The following is a 22,942-nucleotide window of genomic DNA, read 5'->3' on the forward strand; positions in this document are numbered from 1 at the left end:
GAAAACGGCATAGTGTGGAGTAACTATGAAAAAAATGCGTAAACAAGCGGGTTTTACCCTACTCGAAGTGATGGTTGTGGTCGTTATTTTGGGCATTCTTGCCAGCTTTGTTGTGCCTAACTTACTGGGCAACAAAGAAAAAGCTGACCAACAAAAAGCGGTCACTGATATCGTGGCGCTGGAAAATGCGTTGGATATGTACAAGTTGGATAACAGCGTTTACCCAACGACCGACCAAGGGTTGGATGCCTTGGTGAACAAGCCGAACAACCCAGAGCCACGCAACTACCGCGATGGTGGTTACATCAAGCGTCTGCCAAAAGATCCTTGGGGTAACGATTACCAATATTTAAGCCCAGGTGATAAAGGCACGATTGATGTGTTCACTCTAGGTGCTGATGGTCAAGAGGGCGGTGAAGGCCCAAGCGCGGATATTGGTAACTGGAATATCCAAGATTTCCAATAATCGCAGTATTACCTACGAACAGTATTACAGACTGAATCTATGACAGCGACTCGCGGTTTTACTCTGCTGGAAATTTTGCTGGTGCTGGTACTGGTTTCGGTCAGTGCGGTGGCGGTTATCGCCACCTTTCCTGTTTCGGTGAAAGATGAAGCCAAAATCAGCGCTCAAAGCTTCTATCAGCGGCTGTTGCTGCTTAACGAGGAAGCGATTCTGAGCGGGCAGGATTTTGGTGTGCGGATTGATGTGGATGCGCGGCGTCTGACCTTTTTGCAACTGACAGCCGAGAAAGGCTGGCAAAAGTGGCAAAACGATAAGATGACCAATCAAACCACGCTCAAAGAAGGTTTGCAGCTCGATTTTGAACTCGGAGGTAGTGCTTGGCAAAACGACGAGCGGTTATTCAATCCCGGTTCGCTGTTCGATGAAGAGATGTTTGCGGAGAAGAAAGAAGAAGAAAAGCAGGAGCGACCACCGCAACTGTTTATTCTATCCAGTGGTGAAGTGACGCCATTTACGCTGCATATTTTCCCCAAAGGGCAGCCGCGCGATGAGCAGTGGCGAGTAGAAGCGCAAGAAAACGGTACGCTGCGTCTGCTGGCTCCGGGAGAAAGTGATGAAGAATAAGCGCGGGTTTACTTTGCTCGAAGTTCTGGTCGCTTTAGCGATTTTTGCTACCGCGGCGATCAGCGTGATCCGCTCGGTCAGTCAGCACATCAACACAGTGAATTATCTGGAAGAAAAAATGTTTGCCTCCATGGTAGTGGATAACCAGATGGCGCAAGTCATGCTCAATCCGCAGTCCTTGGCGGCTCGTGAGGGTAGTGAGCAGATGGCCGGTCGAACTTGGTACTGGAAACTCAGTCCAGTCAAAACTGCCGACAATCTGCTCAAAGCCTTTGATGTCAGTGTGGCAACAGAAAAAGGTGCGACTCCAGTCGTGACGGTGCGCAGTTATGTGGCGAACTAACCAAATCTCTACTCGTCAGAAGATAGCTGGATTCACTTTGATTGAAGTGCTAGTGGCGATTGCGATATTTGCCAGCTTGAGTGTTGGGGCGTATCAGGTGCTCAATCAAGTCCAACGCAGCAATGAAATTTCCGCTGAGCGCACTGCGCGTTTAGCCGAATTGCAACGCGCCATAGTGATTATGGATGCCGATTTTCGACAGATGGCACTGCGTCAGTTTCGCACCAATGGTGAAGCACCTAGCGAACAATTGGTACAGTGGAAAGAATCCCTGCTCGATTCTGATCAACACGGCTTGCTGTTTGCGCGCCTTGGCTGGCATAACCCGCAGCAGCAATTTCCGCGTGGGGAAGTCACTAAGGTTGGTTATCGTCTGTACGAAAACCGCTTAGAGCGAATTTGGTGGCGTTATCCGGATACACCCGTTGGGCAGCAAGGTTTGATTTCCCCGTTATTAACCGGGGTGGAAGATTGGCAAGTGCGCTTTTATCTGCAAGGTGAATGGAGCGATGAATGGGTGCCGACCAATGCTTTGCCAGAAGCGGTATCCGTGAAGCTGACCTTAAAAGATTATGGCGAGATTGAGCGTATTTACCTGACCAATGGTGGCTCACTCAATATGACAGAAGAGAGTGTTGAAAATGCTGGCTAAGCAGCGAGGCGTTGCGCTGATTGTGGTTTTGCTGCTGCTGGCTGTGATGGTGTCTATCGCGGCCACTATGGCTGAACGGTTGTTTAGTCAGTTCCAGCGCGCGACGCATCAGCTCAACTACCAACAAGCCTATTGGTACAGTCTTGGGGTTGAGGCGTTAGCCAAAAAAGGGATTGAACAGAGCTACCAAGACAGTGAAACCATTAACCTGAGTCAGCCTTGGGCTCTCAAAGAGCAAACCTATCCGCTCGATTACGGTCAAGTGCGCGGCAAAATCCGCGATATGCAAGCCTGTTTTAATCTCAATGCGCTTGCCGGGGTGAAGTTCACGCCAGATAGCGTGAAAAAGCCGTACTTGCTGGGAGTGTTACAAACGCTGTTAGAAGGGCTGGATATCGAGAGTTATCAGGCTGAAACCATCGCTGACTCAACGTTAGAGTTTATTGATCGCGATGATTCTGTACGTACCGCGTATGGAGTAGAAGACAGCCATTACGAATCCATGTTGCCTGCTTACATGGCAGCAGATACTTGGTTGGCTGATGCCAGTGAATGGCGTGCAGTGCAGCAAGTCAGCGGAGAGGTGATGAACAAAGCCTTACCTTATGTTTGTGCTTTGCCAACCAATCAATGGCAATTGAATGTGAATACCTTGCCTGCTGAGCAGTCGGCTTTATTAGCGGCGATGTTCAGCCCAGCGCTCAGTGAAGAGAGCGCGAGAACGTTGTTGGAAGGCCGCCCCTTTGATGGCTGGGCGAGTGTGGATGATTTTCTCGCTGAGTCGGCGCTTACAGGCGTCGATAATGCGGTGCGTGAGGATGCTAAAAAATACCTCAGCGTTGATAGCCATTATTTTGAATTAGATGCACAGGTGCTGGTCGATGCGTCCCGCATTCGGATCCGCAGCCTGTTTTACAGTAACGATAAGAAAACTGCGACGGTTGTACGCCGTCGCTTTGGAGGGATCAGTGAGCGAGTTTCTGACCGTTCGACTGAGTAGTCAAAAAGAGGCCAATATCCCTTGGTTGGTGTGGTCTGCCGAACAGCAAGAAGTGATTGCTAGCGGCGAAGTGGCTGGCTGGGAAGCCTTGCATGAGCTTGAGTCTTATGCAGAGCAGCGCAGTGTATTGGTGTTACTGGCTGCGAGCGATCTGATCTTAAGCTCAGTGGAGATTCCACCGGGTGCAGCTCGTCAGCTTGAAAGTATGTTGCCCTATTTGCTGGAAGATGAGATCGCGCAAGATGTCGAAGACTTGCATTTCTCTGTGCTCAGCAAAAGTCGTGAAAGTGCCGATGTTGTTGGGGTGGATCGTTTATGGCTTCGCGCTTGCTTAGATCAGCTCAAAGCCTGCGGCTTCGATGTTAAGCGCGTTCTACCTGATGTGTTGGCGATTCCCCAAGCTGAACAAGGGTTGGCGGCACTGCAATTGGGTGACGATTGGCTGGTGCGAAAAAGTGCTACCCAAGGGATTGCGGTTAACGCTGAGTGGCTAAACCTGCTTGCTGCTTCCGATTGGGTGAAGCAAGAAGATGAATATCTGTCCCTGCAAGCCTTAACTCCACTGCCTGAATTAGCGTTGGCGGAACAGCAAGTGTGGCGTAGCGAGCCTACTGGTTTAGTGATGCAACTGCTGACGCAAGAAGCACTGAGCAGCAAGTTCAACTTATTGACGGGCAGCTTTAAGCCTAAATCCTCTTTGCTGCGTCACTGGCAAATATGGCGCAAAGTGGCGATTGCTGCGGCGCTGTTTGTGGCCGTTTCCGTCAGTTATTCACTGTTTCAGGCACATCAATATGAAGCGCAAGCGAATGCTTACCGTGCGGAAAGCGAGCGCATTTTCCGTAGTATTTTTCCTGATAAACAGAAAATCCCGACAGTCACTTACTTGAAAAGACAGATGAGCGATGAAATGGCTCGTTTATCGGGTGGAGCCAGTGTCGGTAGTGTCTTGAAGTGGCTAAGTCCATTACCTGAAGCGTTGACGGGCGTGAATCTGCAACTGCAAAGCATCAAATTTGATAGCAACCGCAGTGAAATTCGCCTCGAAGCGACCAGCCGTGACTTCCAAAGTTTTGAACAGGCACGCACTAAGCTTGAACAGTTTTTTGCTGTCGAGCAGGGACAACTGAACAAAAATGGCGAGCAAGTGTTTGGTGTTTTTGTTGTTAGGCCAAAGTAAGGAGGAATGATGAAAGAGTTATTAGCTCCTGTGAATGCTTGGTGGCGCAGCGTAACCCCGCGTGAACAGAAAATGGTGATGGTGACGGGAGCGCTTGTTGTGCTGGCTATCGCCTATTGGGGCATTTGGAAACCACTGGATGAGCGCACGACTCAAGCCAAAGCAAGAGTGCAAACTGAGAAACAGTTACTCAATTGGGTAAGTGAAAACGCCAATGATATCGTGACTCTGCGTACGCAGGGCGGTAATGAAGCTGTGAGTAATCAGCCCCTCAACCAAGTGATCACCAATTCAACCCGCCAATTCAATATTGAATTGATCCGCGTACAGCCGCGGGGTGAAATGATGCAGGTGTGGATCCAGCCTTTGCCTTTTTCTCAATTGATCTCGTGGATTGCTTATCTGCAAGAGCGACAAGGGGTGAGCGTGGATGTGATTGATATCGACCGCGGCAAAGTAAATGGCGTGGTGGAAGTCAAACGCTTACAGTTGAAGCGAGGTGGTTAAGATGAAGCGTGCCGTTTGGTATAGCGCCTTATTCTCCGGAGTTTTGCTGACTAGCGTTGTGGTGCATTTGCCTGCGCAAGTGGTGATCAAGCAGCTACCGCTCCCTGAAGGCTTAGCGCTGAATAGTGTGGAAGGCTCTCTTTGGCAAGGTAAGGCCGCTCAGGTCCGTTGGCAAGGCATGAATTTGGGCGATCTGAACTGGGATTTTCGCCTTTCAGCCTTGTTACTCGCTCGTGCTGAAGCAGATGTTCGTTTTGGGCGTGGCAGTAGTGCACAACTGCGTGGTAAAGGGATTGTAGGTGTGGGTTTGAATGGACCGTATGCGGATGATTTCTTGCTCTCTTTGCCTGCTGCACAAGCCATGCCTTGGCTTCCGTTACCCGTGCCATTGATGGCGCAAGGTCAGTTGGAGCTGACGGTACATCAATACCGTTTCGGCGATCCTTATTGTCAGCAAGCGGCGGGCAGTTTGGTTTGGTCGGCTGCGCAGGTGGAATCGCCGATTGGTGCGTTGGATCTCGGCACTGTGGTGTCAGATTTTACTTGCAAAGAGAGTATGTTGAATCTGAACGGTGGGCAAAAAACCGCACAAGTGAGCAGCGAATTTAGCCTCAGCCTACAACCCGATAATCGCTATCAAGCTCAAGCGTGGTTTAAGCCAGAAGCGAACTTTCCTGAAAGTTTAAGTGCGCAGCTTAAGTGGTTGCCACAGCCAGATAATCAGGGGCGTTATCCGTTCAATCAGCAAGGCCAACTTTAGACAACATTCACGCCCATTTTGGGCGTGAAGTCTAATCGGGTTAATCTTTGATTTTTAGGATTTCATTCCAAGGTAAATCCGCATCACCTAACACGATGAAGTTCGGGTTTTCCAAGGTTTCCCGCTCATTGTAAGAAAGAGGGGACAATTGAGTGCTCAGAATGCGCCCACCCGCCTCTTCCACAATGCACTGTGTTGCTGCGGTATCCCATTCCCCCGTTGGGCCAAGGCGCAGATAGCAATCCACCGCGCCTTCAGCAACCAAACAAGCTTTGAGCGCCGCTGATCCCAAAGGCACCAGATCGTAATTCCATGCACTGCTTAAGCGGCTGGTGACTTTATTGATGTCTTGGCGGCGGCTGATGGCAATCGCGATCGAGCTACTCGGCAACTCGTGCTTGTGGGTCTGAATTTTTAGGCTCTGCGCCATATCCGGAATCTTCCACGCCCCTTTGCCTGCATAAGCGTAGTAAGTGACACCAGAAACCGGGCCATACACGACGCCCATCACCGGATGGTTATTTTCTACCAAGGCAATGATGGTCGCGAAGTCACCACTGCGAGCAATAAACTCTTGAGTGCCATCGAGCGGATCTACCAGCCAGTAGCGCTGCCACGTTTCGCGAGTGGCAAGGGCGATATTCGCTTCTTCTTCAGAGAGAATTGGAATGTCTGGGGTTAACTCGTGCAGTTGTTCGCACAGAAACTTATGTGCCGCTAAATCCGCACTGGTAACGGGTGTGGCATCACTTTTGGTGAAAGCTTCGTATGATTTGTTTTGGTAGATATCGAGGATGAGTTGTCCCGCGGCTCGCGCGATGCTAATGACATCGGGCAATAGGTGAGAGAGATCGTGTGGTGTAGACATAGTGACTCCGAAGGCGCGCAATTCACGCCTGAAGAAAACGCAGGGCCAGCAGTAAGGCTGTGATGCTGCGCGCTTCACAAAAATCGAGATGGGTCAGCAGATCTTCTGCTTGTGCTAAAGGCCAGCGAATGATCTCTAAAGGCTCTGGCTCATCCCCCTCTAATTGCTCTGAGTATAGATCCTGAGCAACAAAAAGAACCATTTTGCTGGAGAAGTAAGAAGGAGCGAGCACCACCTCTTTGAGTTGCGTTAACTGACGCGCACCAAAGCCGATTTCTTCTTTTAACTCGCGATTGGCTGCTTGTTCAGCGGTTTCACCATGATCGACCAACCCTTTCGGAAATCCCAGCTCATAACGTTCAGTTCCGGCGGCGTATTCGCGCACCAGTAGTAGATCACCTTGGGCTGTGATAGGCACCATCATGACTGCATGGCGGCCACTCGGCTTCATGCGCTCGTAGGTTCTTTCTTCGCCATTCGAGAAACGTAAATCCAAAGCTTCAATAGTAAACAGACGCGATTGAGCGACAGTTTCACGCTCCAGAATTTCTGGTAAAGATTTGGACGACATACGCGGGCTCCCGAGCAAAAAAGTTTTCTTAATATATGAGAAATAATCGCGGTTTGAAACGGTCAATATGCAGACACAAATAAAAAAGCTGATGGCTAGGCATCAGCTTTATCCAATGGTTTTGTACTTAGTAGTAAGAGTGCTCACCACGATCGTGCTCGGTTGAGTCACGTACTGCAGTCAGTTCACCAGCAAATTGAGCCAGCAACTCTTTCTCAATCCCTTCTTTAAGCGTCACGTCGACCATAGAACAGCCGTTGCAGCCGCCACCAAACTGAACCAGAGCCACACCATCATCCGAGATGCTGATCAAGCTAACATGGCCACCGTGGCCTGCCAGTTGTGGGTTTACTTGAGTTTGCAGTGCGTATTCGACACGCTCCATCAGCGGCGCATCGTCTGCCACTTTACGCATTTTTGCGTTAGGGGCTTTCAGGGTCAGTTGTGAACCCATTTTGTCCGTTACAAAGTCAATCACTGCCTCTTCCAAAAATGGCAGGCTGAGTTCATCAACGTAAGCTGAAAAACCACTGAAAGGGTATTCCGTATCGGTGGCTTCCACCGCTTCTGGTGGGCAGTAAGAGACACCGCACTCAGCGTTTTGTGTACCTGGGTTAACCACGAACACACGAATATTAGTACCTTCTGGCTGCTGTGCTAGCAGCTTAGCGAAGTGTGATTGGGCAGATTCAGTAATAGTAATTGGATTTGACACGACGAATACCTGAGTAAAAGAATCGGTTATTGCTCACCATTCTACTCCTGAGTTAACGATGATCCAGCGCTTTTTGCGTTAAAAAACGTCAACCTTTGCTATCTTTCGGCTCAGGAGTGCGGCATATGCAGTAAATATCAATGCTTTGTACGCCGACATCAAGCAGTAAATCGCATAAATGTCGGATGGTACTGCCTGTGGTCACAACATCATCCACAATCGCAATATGTTGCTGGTTTGGCTGATGATTCAGCACAAACGCACCGCGCAGGTTGTGTATTCGCTGCGCTTTGCTGAGTCCTTGTTGGTGCGGTGTGGCTCGTCGGCGCGCAAAGAGTTGGCTGTCATACTGTGTAGGTAATGAGCGTGCTAATTCGCGTGCCAGCAGATCGCTTTGGTTAAAGCCGCGTTGCCAACGTCGCCGCCAATGCAGTGGCACACTGCACAGTAAAGGGGCTGGCTCGCTAATCTGGGTGGCGAGTAACTTAGCTAAACGTGGTGCTTGCCAAAACTGGCGTTGGTATTTGAGTTGATGCACCGCATCACTGAGTGGAAAGCGGTAATCGCCGACACAAATCAGTTTTCGCCACGGCGGAGGCTGACGCAGACACTGTCCGCACTGCTCGACAGCCGTGAGCGTGGGTAAACCGCAGCGAGCACAGCGATAACCGTGCTCAAGCCAAGCTTGGCAGGCGGTGCAGACTCCAAATGGCGAGTTTTTATCGAGCGCGAGTCGACAAAGATGGCACTCAGGAATGAGCAGTGGTGCGGTGGTTTTTCTGAGCCAATTGGTTAACATAGCGAGCCAAGAATCAGGGTAACTCATCTCATCTTGCCAATTGGCAGAGTGGATGAAGATGGAAATAGAGGGAGAAAATGTGACCATGGCGTTGTATTGGCAAGTCAGTGGGCAAGGACAAGATCTAGTATTGGTACACGGCTGGGGCATGAATGGTGCGGTGTGGCTGCAAACCGCAGAAGCATTGAGCGCCCATTTTCGAGTGCATGTGGTGGACTTACCCGGTTATGGTCATAGTGCTGAGCAACATGCCGCGAGCCTGGAAGAGATCGCTCAAGCCTTGTTAGAGAATGCACCGCGCAACGCGATATGGGTGGGCTGGTCGCTGGGTGGCTTAGTCGCCACGCACATGGCGCTGCATCACTCAGACTACGTGAGCAAATTGGTGACGGTCGCTTCCTCGCCCAAATTTGCGGCGCAGGGAAACTGGCGTGGTATTCAACCGGATGTGCTGACGGTGTTTACCGATCAGCTGGTGGCCGATTTTCAGCTGACCATTGAGCGTTTTATGGCGCTGCAAGCCATGGGTAGCCCAAGTGCGCGCCAAGATGTGAAAGCACTTAAACAGGCAGTGCTGTCTCGTCCTATGCCTAATCCACAATCTCTATTGGCAGGCCTGACTATGCTCGCCGAAGTGGATTTGCGTGACGAGCTACAACACATCAACGTGCCTATGCTGCGCCTATATGGTCGGTTGGATGGGTTAGTCCCCGCGAAAGTTGCCCGTGATTTGAACCATTTAGCGCCTTACAGTGAAGCGTTCGTTTTCGACCAATCTTCTCATGCGCCGTTTATGACTGAGGCGGAGGCGTTTTGTCTGCGACTTATCGAGTTTGCGACTCGTTAGATCCCCCTTCCTACTTGAAGCTGCAGCGGTGTTGGCTACGTTCATTCACCCCAATCACATAGCTTGTCTATGTTCATGGGGATTATGAGAGCCATCCCTGGTTCTCACCAAAGGCCAGCCGATGGCTGTGCAAATTTGTTCCAGACAAATTTGTCACTCACTTGCCGCCTACCTGCAACTCCAAGTAGTTTGGGTATAGTGTGAATTTTGTCGCGCTGACCAAAATTTGACTTAATCATTTTCTCGACTGGTCGATAAATAGACTAACCCGGAGTGAAAGCCGAGGGTGGGCGAAGCTGAGGAGGTTTCGGCTATGCTAGTGTCACCGACCAATGTCAGTGTGCCACTGATCGCCCCATCAGTGAACGTGCAAACGGAGCAGGCCGCACGCGACAATCGCGTTCGCGAGCCAGTGACGCCAACCGTACAACTGGCCAAATCGAACGCTGAACGTAAGATCAAAGAGGATGATAAGCGTCGCAAGCAACCATCGTGGGATCCTGCTGAGCACCCACGTTACGAAGTCGGCGGCGAAACGGAGGCGCATACCTCCCACCACGATGAACCGAAAAGTGAGCTAGAGCGATTGTTTGATCTGCTCGCGCTTGCTTCGTACAGCCAAGAGCAAGGTAAAGGTTATGCGATGCGTTTTCGTTTACCCAAGCACATTATTGATGCGGCGATAACAGAAGGCAGAATGGCGCGCCGGCGTGTCGTGATCAAATACCATTATGGTCACGCAGTGGCACCCAACACACCTTCAGACGTGATTGCAGTTTTGTAGGTGAGTTATCTCGCGCAATAAAAATCCCCACAGCTGTGGGGATTTTTTTATGCAGCCTAACGGTTACGTCATGATGAAATGTATTTGTCGGCGGCTATTTCTTCGCTTTAGCGAAAGCGGCGGCAAACGCACCACCCATGGCTCCACCTAATGCATTGCCTTGCGGCTCATCACGGCGTGGAGCTCGACGCTCTTGCCCTGAGCGTGGTGCAGAGCTGCGTTGGCTGCGGTTATCTTGTCCCGGCTCATCGTTTAAGCGCATCGAAAGGGCGATACGCTTACGCTGTACATCCACTTCCATGACTTTGACTTTGACGATGTCACCGGCTTTAACCACTTCACGCGGATCTGAGATAAAGCGATCGGTCAGGGCGGAAATGTGCACTAAGCCATCTTGATGGACTCCGATATCCACGAACGCGCCAAAGTTGGCTACGTTAGAGACTACGCCTTCCAAAACCATACCCACTTCCAGATCCGACACCTCATGGATGCCTTCAGCAAAGGTTGCGGTTTTGAATTCCGGACGCGGGTCACGCCCCGGTTTATCCAGTTCCTTGATGATGTCGGTCACGGTCGGTACACCAAAGTTTTCATCGGTGTAATCGACCGCGCGCAGGGTGTGCAGGAACTCGGTATTGCCAATCAGCGCTTTCAGATCTTTGCTGTTCTTCTCGGCGATGGTTTTTACTACTGGGTACGCTTCTGGGTGCACTGCTGAGGCATCGAGCGGGTTTTTGCCATCCATAATACGCAGGAAGCCGGCACACTGTTCGAACGCTTTAGGCCCCAAACGCGGTACTTTTTTCAGTGCGCTGCGTGACTCAAAACGACCGTTTTCATCACGATAATCGACCACGTTTTGCGCCAATGCCGCAGACAAGCCCGCAACACGAGTCAGTAGCGCTGCCGAGGCGGTATTCACATCTACACCCACGGCGTTCACACAGTCCTCAACAATGGCATCCAGACGTTTAGCGAGCAGGGTTTGGCTCACATCGTGTTGATACTGGCCAACCCCGATCGATTTCGGGTCGATCTTCACCAGCTCCGCGAGCGGGTCTTGCAGACGACGCGCGATAGAGACTGCGCCACGCAATGACACATCGAGATTCGGGAACTCTTTTGCCGCCAGTTCAGAAGCAGAATACACCGATGCTCCCGCTTCGCTGACCATGATTTTTTGCACTTTGAGGTTGCCGCGCTTGATCAAATCCGCTGCAAAGGCATCGGTTTCGCGTGAGGCTGTACCGTTACCAATCGCAATCAGATCCACGTTGAACTTTTTCACCAATAGAGCGATGGATTGCATGGCGCGATCGTACTGATGCTGTGGTGCGTGTGGGTAAATGGTGTCGGTTGCCAGCACTTTACCGGTTGCGTCAACCACCGCGACTTTACAGCCGGTGCGCAGACCCGGATCGAGGCCCAATGTTGCGCGAGGACCCGCCGGTGCCGCCATCAGCAGATCTTTTAAGTTGGTGGCGAAGACTTCTATCGCTTCGATTTCCGCGCGCTCTTTCATCGCGCTCATCAGTTCGGTTTCCATGTGCATGGAGATTTTTATTTTCCATGCCCAGCTGATCACCTGCTTGCGCCACGCATCGGCCGTCGCTTGACTCAAATGAATGCCGTAATGTTCTGCAATCAATGTTTCGCAGTAGGATTGGCGCGCACTTTCTTCCAATTCAGGATCGGCATTCAGCGTTAGGGTTAAGAAGCCTTCGTTACGGCCACGCAGCATCGCCAACGCGCGATGTGAAGGCGCTTTGCTGATCGGCTCGCGGTGATCAAAGTAATCTTTAAATTTCTCGCCCGCTTGCTCTTTGCCTTCGACCACGCGCGACACAATTTCCGCGTTGCGATTGAGATGTTGGCGGATTTTCTCCAGTAGATTGGCATCTTCTGCAATGCGTTCCATCACGATAGCGCGTGCGCCATCCAGTGCGGCTTTGCTGTCAGCGACGCCTTTCTCGGCATTAATGTATTTTGCCGCTTCGCTTTCAGGGTCAGTGTTAGGCTGCGTCCAGAGTGTATCGGCCAGCGGCTCAAGACCCGCTTCAATCGCGATTTGACCTTTGGTGCGGCGTTTCGGCTTGTAAGGCAGATAGAGATCTTCAAGGCGGTTTTTGCTGTCGGCACTTAAAATCGCCTGCTCCAGCTCAGGGGTGAGTTTGCCTTGTTCTTGAATCGATTTGAGGATGGTTTGGCGACGGTCATCCATCTCACGCAGATAAGCAAGACGGCTATCCAAGTTGCGCAGTTGGGTATCATCCAATCCTCCAGTCACCTCTTTACGGTAACGGGCGATAAAAGGAACGGTATTGCCATCGTCGATCAGGGTGACGGCAGCGATAACTTGCTCAGGGCGAACATTCAGTTCTTGAGCAATCTGGTGGCAGATAGCTTTGCTCATCCGTGGTGGTCTCTTTTTGACATTTTCGGTTTATATGGGGGCAGTTACGCCTGACTCCAGCTCAACGCTCGAATGGACGAGGAGTTTGAGTCATGGATCACGCTCTGCCCGCAGCAGGCGGCTATTAATAACATGTCTGCCGCTCGCTTTTGAGAGCTTTCAGTCAAATCTTTTGCCCTGACTGGCAAAGCGTGCGAAAAATCGGTACTTTTCGCGCAACCCTATTTTGTTGAGAATCCCGTGTGAAAACTAAGCTGATTACCCGAGCTGGCTACAACAAGCTCAAGCAAGAGCTCGACTATTTATGGAAAGAACAACGTCCCGAGATCACTCAAAAAGTCTCTTGGGCTGCGAGCCTTGGCGATCGCTCAGAAAACGCTGATTACACTTACAACAAGCGTCTGCTGCGCCAGATTGATCGTCGTGTACGCTTCCTGAGTAAGTTGCTGCCAGAGCTGAAAATCGTTGATTATTCACCGCAGCAAGAAGGCAAAGTGTTTTTCGGTGCTTGGGTGGAAATTGAAAACGAAGCCGGAGAAGTGAAGAAGTTTCGCATTGTCGGCCCCGAAGAGATTTACGGCGATGCCAAAGATTACATCTCGATTGATTCTCCGATGGCGCGTGCACTCCTCAAAAAGCAAGTGGATGAAGAGTTTCAGGTGCACACCCCAACGGGCATGAAAGAGTGGTTTATTAATTCGATTGAGTATGAGAAAGGGGAGTGATTCCCCTTTTTTCTTTTGTGTACTGAGAGTTGAGAGGCGCGATTAACGCTTTTCCAGACTCAGTAGGTAGTTACGTAAGTTCACTCCGCGGTTGGTGATGCCCAGCTTATTACGCAGACTATTGCGATGATTTTCGACCGTTTTCCGCGCCACATTGAGCGTGCTGGCGATCTCTTGGCTCGACATGCCACTGCGAATAAATTCAGCCACTTGCAGCTCGGATGGGGTCAAAACTTCCAGAAGACGACTGTTCATGCCGCTGTGGTCATCTAGCAAGTTTTCCATATTGGATTTGACGATTTCCAAGCACAGCTTGAGGCTGGGATCCTGCAACTGTTGCCAGCGCTTTTCGACTTCAGGTAAATGTTTATCGCGAATTTCCTGCTGCACATGCTCTGGAAGTTGAGTTTCTCCGGCATGGCTGAGCAGATTGAGTGATTCGGAAAGCTCATGGATGATCTGATAATCCTGTTCGATCGCCGAGAGCTTAGGTTCAAGAGGCTGTTTCTCTTTGGCCTCAATCTGTAGGCAGTAGATTAAGGCGTGTCCTGCATCACTCAGTTTGCACATGCTGAAGTGCAAATTGGCCACATCAAACTCCAGTGTTTCACGCTCATGGCGCAAAAAAGCACGAATTTGTGCGCTGTACATGGGGCCAACCAAAAACACCAAATCATCCAGACTTTCCAAGGTTAAGGTTGCGACAGGGTAGTTGCTGGCAACAATCTGCTCCTTGGCATCAAACGCGACAAAATAGATGTCATGCTGCGCCAACAGTTGATGATACATACTGCTGGTCAGACTCATGCGTTGTACTTCAAGGGAGCTCATAAACCGAAATAGTCTCTGTGGTGGTGAGGGGACTTGGCAAATAATACCTATCTTTTACCTAGTCAGCATCTTTCTTTTTGCGCTTTGTGATTTTCACTCTGAGTGTTCGGGGTGTGATTCCATTCATCATGCTAATGCTTCGCGCCCAAACAACAAAATGCTCAATTATTACTCAGGGTTGTGATTGTTATCACTTTGTGATCGTTGCATGTCGCGATCTTGATCGCACTAAATACCTACAAAACACCTATATTAATACTCACCTAATACCTAAGTAAGGTGAAGAGAGATGAACAAACAAGGAATCGTTAATACCTGTCGAGTCGCAAGTATCAGTCTGTTAATGGCGTTAAGCAGCAATGCGATGGCTGTGACAGAAACCAAAGGCCCGATGGGTGAGGCGGCAACGCCGTATACCGATGTGGTGTTATCGACTGAACAAGAGCAGCAAGTGCGCGCGGCAGGTTATACCGCTGCGATTTTGATGCACAGCACGTCGGATTGGTCGAACGCTCTGATTGAAGGTGCTAAGGACAAATTCTCCGATCTCAATATTAAAGTCGTGGCGGTGACCGATGCGGAATTTAATGCCAACAAACAAAAAACCGATGTAGAGACCACGATGGCCATGAAGCCCGATATTTTGATCTCCTTAGTGGTGGATCCGGTATCCGGTGCTGCGGCATTTCGTCCGGCGGTGGAACAGGGCAGTAAGTTAGTGTTGATCAGTAACCTGCCAAGTGGTTTTGAGCATGGCAAAGATTACGCCGGTATCGTGACCGACGATTTATCGCAGATGGGCAAAATCGCGGCGGATCTCATCGCGGATGCAGTGGATGAAAAAGGCAAAGTCGGTTTCATTTACCACGAAGCCAACTATTACGTGACTAATCAACGTGATGAAGCGGCATTGGCTAATTTGCAACAGAGCTACCCGAACATCGAGGTGGTCGCAAAACGTGGCATTGCTAACGCCAACGATGGCGAAGTCATCGCCTCGGCCATGATTACTCAATATCCTGACATTAAAGCTATTTATGCCCCTTGGGACAGTATTGCTGAAGGTGTGGTCGCGGCGACTCGCGCAGCAGGTCGTAAAGACATCAAAGTGATCACAATGGATTTAGGCGCAGCAAATGCGCTGGACATGGCTAAGCAACGTAATGTGGCGGGCATTGTGACTGACTTGCCTTATGACTTAGGCCAAACGTTGGCGCGAATGGGGGCATTAGCAAAACTCGAACAACCCACACCACCGTTTGTGACCGTGGGAGCCAGTGCGGTAACGCGTGACAACTTGTTGGAGGCTTGGCAACAGGCTCTGCGTCGTCCTGCGCCAGAAGCGGTGCAAAAAGCGTTGAAGCAGTAAGTGTACCAGCGGTCTGCCAGATGGCTGGCAGACCGAGTTTGACTCAAGACAGGGAGAGTCGATGTGAGCAATGCAATTGAAGCCCGCGGCGTCAAAAAAGGGTTTGATGGTACTCCGGTTTTGAAAGGTGTCGATTTCACCTTAAAACAGGGGGAAGTCCATGCGCTGGTGGGGCAAAACGGAGCTGGGAAATCCACCTTAGTGAAGCTGATTAATGGTTTCCATGCTCGTGATGGTGGTGAAATTCGTCTCTTTGGACAAGCGGTAACATTTTCATCGCCCAAAGCGGCGCAGGCGGCGGGGATTGCGATGGTCTATCAGGATCTCAGTCTTGTCCCGACGTTGAGCATTGCCGACAACATTTTTCTCAACCATCCAACCGCTCGCCGCAGCCTGATTTCTAACCGTGCTCGTGAGCGCCAATCCAAACCGCTGTTAGAGCTGTTGGGGGTTGAAATAGACCCGAGCCAACGAGTGGAAACACTGAGTTTGGGTGAGCAGCAATTGGTGGAAATTGCCAAGGCACTCGCGTTGGATGCCAAAATTCTCGTGCTCGATGAACCTACCGCTTCATTGTCTAACAACGAAATTAATGAGTTGTTTCGAGTGATCGAAAAACTCAAAGCAAGTGGGATCAGCATCATCTACATCACGCACTATTTGGCGGATATTCTGCGGATTTGCGATGCAGTGACTGTGTTGCGTGATGGTTATAGCGTACTGGAAACGCCTACATCAAATACATCCGTCGATGCTTTGGTGGAAGCCATGTTGGGCAACAAAAGTGATACCCAAATTGAGTGGCAGCGCCCGGCGATTGATGGCCAAAAAACACCACTCCTTGAGCTGCGTGATGTGACCACCGAAGAATTGGATGCGATTTCGCTCAAAGTGATGCCGGGACAAGTGGTGGGCTTGGCGGGCTTGCTGGGTAGTGGTCGCACGGAAATTTTGCAAGCCATCTACGGTTTAACCCCTCTAGTGAAAGGCGAAGTGCTGGTGGAGGGCAAACCAGTACAGATCCGCTCCCCGCGGGATGCGATTGAAAATGGCATCAATATGGTGCCGGAAGAGCGACGCTCTCAAGGATTAGTGCTCGATTTTTCTGTGTTCGATAACCTACTGATGGCCTCTTTTGATCGCATCTCCCACTCCTTGGTGATTGATAAACATCAAGGGCAAGACATTGTGGATACCGCGATTCGTCGCTTAGGCGTGAAAACCTCCGGTGCCTCACAGGCGGTACGTTATCTCTCCGGGGGCAACCAGCAGAAAGTGGTGATTGGGAAGTGTTTATCCACTCAAGCCAAAGTGCTCTTGCTTGATGACCCGACTTTTGGCATCGACATCAATGCCAAATACGAAATTATGAAAATCGTGAACCAGTATGTGGAACAAGGCAATGGAGTGATTTTTGTCTCCAGTGAATACGCCGAAGTGGGCAGTTTTTGCGATGTGATTTATGTAGTGAATAAAGGCCGGATTGTGAAGCAAATCCAGGGACAACGAATGACAGAAGAGGAGTTGCTGGCGGCCGTCCAGTAATAAGGAAATCAGCTATGAGCGAAAAAACCATTCCAAAACCAACGCCAAAGGCAAAGCCGATTCAGTGGCGCGACTATATTATCTACTTTGTGTTTGTCGGCATTTTCATCTTCTTCTCGGTGATGTTGCACGATAAAGGCTTTTTGAGTTCGGTGAACCTAATGAACATCGCACGTCAAACGGCCACTATCGCAATCATGGCGGTGGGGATGACTTTTGTCCTCAGCGCTGCAGAAATTGATCTCTCCTTTGGTGCGACGGTGGCCTTGGCGGCCATCGTCTCCGCGCTGACCTTGCAAGAAACCGACAGCATTTTAATGGCGGTTTCGGCTGCGTTACTGGTTGGCACTATGATTGGTTTTATCAACGGCATTTTTGTCACTCAAGTTGGCATTCCGTCCTTCCTAGTGACTTTAGGCACCACTGGCATCATCACGGGGATTGCCCGTTGGTCTACGTCTCTGCAATCTATCCCGATTGATAACGACACTTACGCTTTCATCTTTGGTTCTGGCGATATTGGCCCCTTCTCGGTGTTGTTTATCTGGACGTTATTGGTTGCGGCAGTGGGCGCTTTTGTGCTGCGTAATACCACTTTTGGCAAGCATGTGTTGGCAACGGGCGGTAATAAAGTCTCGGCCATGTATTCAGGGATCAACGTCAATCGCATCAAGCTGTATGTGCTGATGCTCAACGGGTTTCTCGCCGCATTAGCGGGCATTCTTTATTCCGGCCGCCTTTATAGCGCACGTTACACCTTGGGTGAGAGTGACCTGATGCTGGTGATAGCCGCGGTCATTATCGGTGGAACCAGCTTGTTTGGCGGTAAAGGTACGGTGATTGGCTCGGTGATAGGTGCGCTGATCATGGGAATGGTGAATAACGGATTGATTTTGATGGGGCTTAACGTTGACCAGCAATTAATCCTGCGCGGCATCATCGTTATTGTCGCCGTGACCTTCACTATGGGACAGATTCGTCAGTTGCGTAAAAAATAGCAGCGCAAAAAATTAAGGAGAATACACAATGGTAAGCCAACAACAGATTACTGAGCAGATTGCCAAATGGAGCCTAAAGGAAAAAGTTGGCCAACTTTTTATCTTGGCGTTTCCCGGTAAGTCGGCACAGGCGGCGCAGCAAATGATTGCTGAATACAACTTAGGTGGCTGCTATTTAAGCCAAGATAACGCAGAAACCTTTGTACAGGCTCAAGCGCTAAACCGAGGCTTGCAGCAGCTCCTCGATCAACATCAGCGTTTGCCTTTGCTGTTGGGTGTCGATCAAGAAGGGGCATGGGGCGTGCTGGTGGGCGAATCCACCACAGGGCCGGGCAATTTAGCGTTAGGAGTTTCGGATCAAGCAGTTGGTACGGAACGTATGTATCAAGTGTTTGGTGAAGAGATGCGTGGTGCGGGTTTTAACTGCATTCTCGGTCCCTGTTGTGATGTGAACTTAAACCCAGCATCGCCGATTATTGATACTCGCTCGTTTGGTGATCAGCCGGAGAAAGTTGCTCTGCATTCTGCGGCAGCGGTGCGAGGGTTGCATCAAGGTGGGATTACGGCTTGTGCGAAACATTTCCCCGGTCACGGTGATACGCATGGCGATACCCACCGCGATATTCCACGTGTGGATAAATCCTATGCTGAACTCAAACTCAATGACTTAGCGCCATTCCAAGCCGCAATTGATGCGGGTGTGGATCTAGTGATGACCAGCCACATTCTCTACCCACAGTTGGATGCAAATGCGCCCGCAACCTTATCGGCGACGATTTTGCAGCAAGTACTGCGTCAAGATATGGGCTTTGATGGTGTTATTATTTCAGACAGCATGAACATGGGCGCGATTGTAAACCACTACACGCCAGTGGATGCGGCGGTAAAAGCGATGCAGGCGGGCATTACCATGATTATGCTCTCCGAAGAACATTACGATCATTCCGATGCCTATCTTGATAAACAATTAGCGATGATTCACGGCGTGATCGATGCCGTTGGGCAAGGTGTGCTGGCGGAATCAGTGATTGACCAAGCCTTGGAAAAAGTCGTACGTCTCAAACTGGAAAAACTGGTGCCTATGGCACTGTATGGAGAATGGAACATTCTTAATAACCAGCAAGTGGCGGCCGAAGTTTCTCAAGCCGCCGTGACTTGGGTGCGTGGTGGCTTAGAGTTAAGTGACAAGAAACTTTACCTACTCAACGCGACACCTTCATCCAGCTATCACAATTTAATGAACCCACGCGGCATAGGCCCTAACCAAGCACTGCCTGCATTTAGCGCTTTGTGTCAGGCATTAAATGAGCTTAATGCAGACTGGCAGCCGATAACCGTTGATCAGCTTGAGCAGAGCCAAAACGGGTATTTGGTGGTGGTGACCGAAAACCATCCATTACCGGGAGAGGATTTCGCTCAAACGGAAGCACAAGCCAGAGTGCAGCAATTGAGTCAGGATTTCTCCAATCTGGTGGTGCTTGCTTTGCGCAGCCCTTACGACCTATTGCAATACCCTCAAGTACAGCATTATTTGTGTGCGCACTCCGCAAGGCCAGAGAGCGCTTTTGCTGCCGCCCGTGTGTTAGCTGGCGAAGCATGGCCAGTTCAGGGCTGCGCAGTGAGTCGCGTCGCTTAGAACATCGTTTTTCAAACATATTCAAAATATCCCACTGCTCATTTCTGAGCAGTGGGTGGCCTCCTAGTGGTTTGTAGTTGGGAGACATGGACAAGGCAATGTGCCTTAAACACATACTCAACGAGGAAAATCATGTTAACAACGAAAAAAGGAATTGTAGCAGCGGCCGTCGCTGTTGCGTTGGCGACACCAGTCCATGCGAGTGGTATCCAAAGTTTCTTAGATGCGTTACGCAACTTTGAATCGGGTATCAATCCGGCTCAAGCGGATTTCTACCTCCAAAACCTCGATAACCCCGTGTATACCTATGCGCAGGTTACCAGCCCAGGGCGATTAGTTCGTGACTGCTCTACTGGCAGTATGATCTCGGAACCGACGACCATTAATCAGTTCTTTACTAAGCTTGGGGTTAACACCATCTACAACCCACTAACGCCGACTGACGCCGAAATGTTCCGTCAAATGCAATACAACTCCATGAATGCTTGGGGATTTATCGGCTATCAATTGGGTGAGGCTGTTTTAATTGATGCTGGTTACTACAGCCCTAAATTGGTGAATATTGATGGTAAGGAATATGACAGCTTCTACATGTTCGTGCCCGATTCAACATGGGTTGGATGTAAGACGGAAGCACTAGCAGAAATTGAAGGCTCTGGCGGTAATAAGGTGTATGTCACGGATAACAACCGTTGGGAAGGCACTTTTGTAGGTAAAAATGGCGTGAATTCGCTAGCCGATCTGCGCCTACCGGAAAAGCAAGAATTGGTGATGCGTGATGCAATGCACTTTAACGTAAAAGTGATCAGCAAATTACTCGCGGATGCCAACATGACTTGGGAACAAGCTTTAGCGAAAAGCTGGCCAGGTAAAGATGCCAATGGTAACCCGATCCAGATCCAAGCCACCATGTCAGGTATCTTGGCGGCCGCGCATTTGCGCGGAGCTTGGGGAACAGGGGCTCTGTTGACCAAAGATCAAATCACGTGCGATGAACTCGGCACTTGTATCACCACTTATGTCCATAAATTTGGCGGTTTTAACACCATTTTTGATACTCCCGCCAATGATGTGATTGAAGGCTCCCAATATAACGAAGTGTTGTCTGCCGGATGGGGTAACGACACTGTGGTTACAGGTGGTGGCATTGACCAAATCCTCCTAAATGAGCAATTGGGTGCTACGACTACGATTGCTGATTTTACTGTCGGTGAAGATAAGATCATCCTACGTGGTTGGCAGGCAACGGATCCACTCGCTGGATTGGTTGTTGCTTCAGTAGCAGGTGGTACTGAATTACAATTCTCAGGTCAAACTGTTGTGCTTTCAGGTGTGAATGCGGCAGATGTTCAAGCTAATCCCGCTGCAGTGATCGCAAAATCCGACATTTACAAACTGGCTTGGAACTCTGGCAAGAAAGTGGTTACAGGTTTTGATCCTCTCGTCGACAAGATTGAAGGTTCAGCTGGTATTGGTTTCAAACATTTGAAAGCGTATGAAACAGCAACTTCAGTGGTTGTCGGGCCACAAGCTGAAGATGGTGGCATTTACGCATCTTATGAGCTGGTGGGCTTAACCTTAGCAGACATTAACCCTGATATGTTTGTTAATGTGACTGGCGGGTATGATCGTCTTGGCTATATTGTTCCACTCAACAGCGTAAGTTGGGGATGGAATGTACAATTGGTGGTGAACAATTTCTATCCAGCCAAAACAGTGATCACAACAGCCAGTAATGAAGCGATTCCGTTTAACGCTGTCAAACTCACTCAAGCTGGAGCTGATACCGTTCTTACCTTGTTAGATCCGTTTGCTCAAGGCAATAAGAAAAGTTTGGTGTTGAAAAATACGCAGTTGTCAGTGTTGACCGCAAGCAACTTCGCTGGTTTCACAGGTAATTTCAACGAAGTCACGGTTGATGTTCCTGTGTTCTACCAAATTACGGCTTCGATTAGTGGTACTGGTGGCGTGATTTCTCCAACCCCAGACGCAGCAGGTATCATTTCTGCACAAGGTGGAGCTGATTTTACGGTTAACTTCATTGCAGACTCTGGCTATAAGGTCAGCTTAATTGTCGTCAACGGCGTTAGTCAACCTGTGGCGAGCAGCTTTACTTTCCCATCCTTAGCAGCGAATCAAACGTTAGTGGTTAGCTTCGAACCGGGTAGTGCTTGTCCTGCAAACTGGGTTGCAGGCAAAGTGTATGTTGGTGGGGATCAAGTGGTCTACCAAGGTAACATTTACCAAGCAAAATGGTGGAATGACAACAACCAACCTGATCAAGGTGGGCCATGGCAATTGGTAGGGGCTTGTAACTGAGTTTAAGTTATCTAACTCAATACCTTAATAAACCCGCATTTTCGCGGGTTTATTCTTTATAAATAGAAATTGAGATTGAACCCCTAGAGCACATCCGCTACAAAGACATAAAGATTAACAATTCTTTGCTCCCGGTGAGCGGTAACGATGTTACATTTTACTCGCCCGAAGAGTAGGGGATTGAACAACAGTTAGGTGGGATCATGGTGGAAAATCATAAAGTTTTAGTGGTAGATGATGATGCGCGCTTGCGTGCGCTGCTTGAGCGTTACCTGTCAGAGCAGGGGTTTCAAGTCCGCAGCGTAGCCAACGGCGAGCAGATGGATCGTCTGCTGACTCGCGAAAACTTCCATTTGATGGTGCTTGATTTGATGTTGCCGGGTGAAGATGGCCTTTCTATCTGTCGTCGTCTGCGCAATTCCAACAACATGATCCCGATTCTGATGCTCACTGCTAAAGGTGATGAGATTGACCGCATTGTCGGTCTAGAAGTTGGTGCGGATGATTATCTGCCTAAGCCGTTTAACCCGCGTGAACTTCTGGCGCGCATCAAAGCTGTGTTGCGCCGTCAAGTGATTGAAGCACCGGGAGCGCCGAGCGCAGAAGAGACAGTGATCGAATTTGGTGATTTCCGCCTTAACCTTGGTACGCGTGAAATGTTCCGTGGTGAGGAGCCAATGCCGCTCACCTCGGGTGAGTTTGCCGTGTTGAAAGCACTCGTGACCAATGCGCGTGAACCTCTGTCGCGTGACAAGCTGATGAACATGGCACGTGGCCGTGAATATTCAGCGATGGAGCGCTCGATTGACGTACAGATTTCTCGTCTGCGTCGTATGTTGGAAGTGGATCCAAGCAAACCGCGCTATATTCAAACCGTCTGGGGTCTGGGTTACGTCTTTGTACCCGATGGTAAAGCCGCCAACTAACTTCTCCTAGGCACGCCGGGCAAGGGCGTCCTCGCTCCGAGCGTGCCCTTGCTACATTCAG

General features: G+C 50.0%; 23 protein-coding genes. 17 read left to right on the plus strand and 6 right to left on the minus strand.

The genetic code is table 11. The features are described from left to right. The first annotated feature begins 25 nt into the window (after nucleotides 1-25). Genes gspG through D908_RS10590 form a run of 8 tightly spaced genes read left to right on the plus strand, consistent with a single transcriptional unit; the run spans nucleotide 26 to nucleotide 5,532 of the window. Nucleotides 26-466 carry a type II secretion system major pseudopilin GspG gene (gene gspG / locus D908_RS10625; protein WP_000738782.1) on the plus strand — a complete coding sequence of 147 codons (441 nt, stop codon included), beginning with the start codon at nucleotides 26-28 and terminating at the stop codon, nucleotides 464-466. Nucleotides 467-505: 39 nt separating this feature from the next. Beyond that, nucleotides 506-1,090: a type II secretion system minor pseudopilin GspH gene (gspH, locus tag D908_RS10620; RefSeq protein WP_005524275.1), complete on the plus strand. Its 585-nt coding sequence runs from the start codon at nucleotides 506-508 to the stop codon at nucleotides 1,088-1,090. Continuing rightward, nucleotides 1,080-1,433 (plus strand): type II secretion system minor pseudopilin GspI, encoded by a 354-nt coding sequence (gspI, locus tag D908_RS10615; RefSeq protein WP_000792091.1) that lies wholly within the window; start codon nucleotides 1,080-1,082, stop codon nucleotides 1,431-1,433. Before gspH ends, gspI begins: the two co-directional genes overlap by 11 nt. Next, a complete protein-coding gene (gene gspJ, locus D908_RS10610) occupies nucleotides 1,420-2,085 on the plus strand; it encodes a type II secretion system minor pseudopilin GspJ (protein ID WP_005524276.1) in 666 nt (221 codons plus the stop codon). Before gspI ends, gspJ begins: the two co-directional genes overlap by 14 nt. Beyond that, on the plus strand, nucleotides 2,075-3,085 hold the full coding sequence (gene gspK, locus D908_RS10605; RefSeq protein WP_000880074.1) for a type II secretion system minor pseudopilin GspK: 1,011 nt from the start codon (nucleotides 2,075-2,077) through the stop codon (nucleotides 3,083-3,085). The genes gspJ and gspK overlap by 11 nt, the downstream gene beginning before the upstream one ends. Then, a complete protein-coding gene (gspL, locus tag D908_RS10600; protein WP_005524278.1) occupies nucleotides 3,054-4,265 on the plus strand; it encodes a type II secretion system protein GspL in 1,212 nt (403 codons plus the stop codon). The genes gspK and gspL overlap by 32 nt, the downstream gene beginning before the upstream one ends. Before the next feature lie 9 nt (nucleotides 4,266-4,274). Continuing rightward, nucleotides 4,275-4,772, plus strand: a complete 498-nt coding sequence (locus D908_RS10595) for a type II secretion system protein M (protein WP_000661338.1) — start codon at nucleotides 4,275-4,277, stop codon at nucleotides 4,770-4,772. Nucleotide 4,773: 1 nt separating this feature from the next. After that, a complete protein-coding gene (locus D908_RS10590) occupies nucleotides 4,774-5,532 on the plus strand; it encodes a type II secretion system protein N (RefSeq protein ID WP_005524280.1) in 759 nt (252 codons plus the stop codon). 40 nt (nucleotides 5,533-5,572) lie between these two features. Here the strand turns inward: D908_RS10590 and cysQ are convergent, their stop codons facing one another. From cysQ to D908_RS23015, 4 genes are all read right to left on the minus strand, one after another. Continuing rightward, nucleotides 5,573-6,400, minus strand: coding sequence for a 3'(2'),5'-bisphosphate nucleotidase CysQ (gene cysQ, locus D908_RS10585; RefSeq protein ID WP_000106707.1), 828 nt, complete (start codon nucleotides 6,398-6,400; stop codon nucleotides 5,573-5,575). A gap of 22 nt (nucleotides 6,401-6,422) precedes the next feature. Then, nucleotides 6,423-6,971, minus strand: a complete 549-nt coding sequence (gene nudE / locus D908_RS10580) for an ADP compounds hydrolase NudE (protein ID WP_005524282.1) — start codon at nucleotides 6,969-6,971, stop codon at nucleotides 6,423-6,425. A gap of 127 nt (nucleotides 6,972-7,098) precedes the next feature. Next, complete coding sequence (gene nfuA, locus D908_RS10575; RefSeq protein WP_000070175.1) at nucleotides 7,099-7,686, minus strand: Fe-S biogenesis protein NfuA; 588 nt, start codon at nucleotides 7,684-7,686, stop codon at nucleotides 7,099-7,101. A gap of 88 nt (nucleotides 7,687-7,774) precedes the next feature. Next, on the minus strand, nucleotides 7,775-8,635 hold the full coding sequence (locus D908_RS23015) for a ComF family protein (RefSeq protein WP_032467593.1): 861 nt from the start codon (nucleotides 8,633-8,635) through the stop codon (nucleotides 7,775-7,777). On the opposite strand from D908_RS23015, the gene bioH reads away from it, so the two are divergent. Further along, the gene (gene bioH / locus D908_RS10565; RefSeq protein ID WP_005524286.1) at nucleotides 8,571-9,332 is read left to right on the plus strand and encodes a pimeloyl-ACP methyl ester esterase BioH; all 762 of its coding nucleotides are present in this window, start codon (nucleotides 8,571-8,573) and stop codon (nucleotides 9,330-9,332) included. The genes D908_RS23015 and bioH overlap by 65 nt on opposite strands. Nucleotides 9,333-9,645: 313 nt before the next feature. Further along, nucleotides 9,646-10,116 carry a hypothetical protein gene (locus D908_RS10560; protein ID WP_000961395.1) on the plus strand — a complete coding sequence of 157 codons (471 nt, stop codon included), beginning with the start codon at nucleotides 9,646-9,648 and terminating at the stop codon, nucleotides 10,114-10,116. A gap of 94 nt (nucleotides 10,117-10,210) precedes the next feature. Here the strand turns inward: D908_RS10560 and D908_RS10555 are convergent, their stop codons facing one another. Beyond that, nucleotides 10,211-12,532, minus strand: a complete 2,322-nt coding sequence (locus D908_RS10555; protein ID WP_005524288.1) for a Tex family protein — start codon at nucleotides 12,530-12,532, stop codon at nucleotides 10,211-10,213. A 242-nt stretch (nucleotides 12,533-12,774) separates the two neighbouring features. Between D908_RS10555 and greB the strand changes: the two genes are divergently transcribed. Beyond that, entirely contained in the window at nucleotides 12,775-13,257 is a 483-nt protein-coding gene (gene greB / locus D908_RS10550; protein WP_000850497.1) for a transcription elongation factor GreB, read from the plus strand. A gap of 42 nt (nucleotides 13,258-13,299) precedes the next feature. Here greB and D908_RS10545 read toward each other — a convergent pair whose 3' ends face one another. Continuing rightward, nucleotides 13,300-14,088, minus strand: coding sequence for a helix-turn-helix domain-containing protein (locus D908_RS10545; RefSeq protein ID WP_000096333.1), 789 nt, complete (start codon nucleotides 14,086-14,088; stop codon nucleotides 13,300-13,302). 289 nt (nucleotides 14,089-14,377) lie between these two features. Between D908_RS10545 and D908_RS10540 the strand changes: the two genes are divergently transcribed. From D908_RS10540 to ompR, 6 genes are all read left to right on the plus strand, one after another. Beyond that, nucleotides 14,378-15,457, plus strand: a complete 1,080-nt coding sequence (locus D908_RS10540) for a substrate-binding domain-containing protein (RefSeq protein ID WP_001041215.1) — start codon at nucleotides 14,378-14,380, stop codon at nucleotides 15,455-15,457. A gap of 63 nt (nucleotides 15,458-15,520) precedes the next feature. Continuing rightward, nucleotides 15,521-17,002: a sugar ABC transporter ATP-binding protein gene (locus D908_RS10535; protein WP_000063408.1), complete on the plus strand. Its 1,482-nt coding sequence runs from the start codon at nucleotides 15,521-15,523 to the stop codon at nucleotides 17,000-17,002. Nucleotides 17,003-17,016: 14 nt separating this feature from the next. After that, the gene (locus tag D908_RS10530) at nucleotides 17,017-18,000 is read left to right on the plus strand and encodes an ABC transporter permease (protein ID WP_005524291.1); all 984 of its coding nucleotides are present in this window, start codon (nucleotides 17,017-17,019) and stop codon (nucleotides 17,998-18,000) included. Between the two features lie 28 nt (nucleotides 18,001-18,028). Continuing rightward, nucleotides 18,029-19,636, plus strand: coding sequence for a glycoside hydrolase family 3 N-terminal domain-containing protein (locus D908_RS10525; protein WP_005524293.1), 1,608 nt, complete (start codon nucleotides 18,029-18,031; stop codon nucleotides 19,634-19,636). 132 nt (nucleotides 19,637-19,768) lie between these two features. After that, nucleotides 19,769-21,955, plus strand: a complete 2,187-nt coding sequence (locus tag D908_RS10520) for a carbohydrate-binding protein (RefSeq protein ID WP_005524295.1) — start codon at nucleotides 19,769-19,771, stop codon at nucleotides 21,953-21,955. A gap of 203 nt (nucleotides 21,956-22,158) precedes the next feature. Next, the gene (gene ompR / locus D908_RS10515) at nucleotides 22,159-22,881 is read left to right on the plus strand and encodes an osmolarity response regulator transcription factor OmpR (RefSeq protein ID WP_000230025.1); all 723 of its coding nucleotides are present in this window, start codon (nucleotides 22,159-22,161) and stop codon (nucleotides 22,879-22,881) included. Nucleotides 22,882-22,942: the final 61 nt, after the last annotated feature.

This window comes from Vibrio mimicus CAIM 602 (genome assembly GCF_000338875.1).
Taxonomy (GTDB): domain Bacteria; phylum Pseudomonadota; class Gammaproteobacteria; order Enterobacterales; family Vibrionaceae; genus Vibrio; species Vibrio mimicus.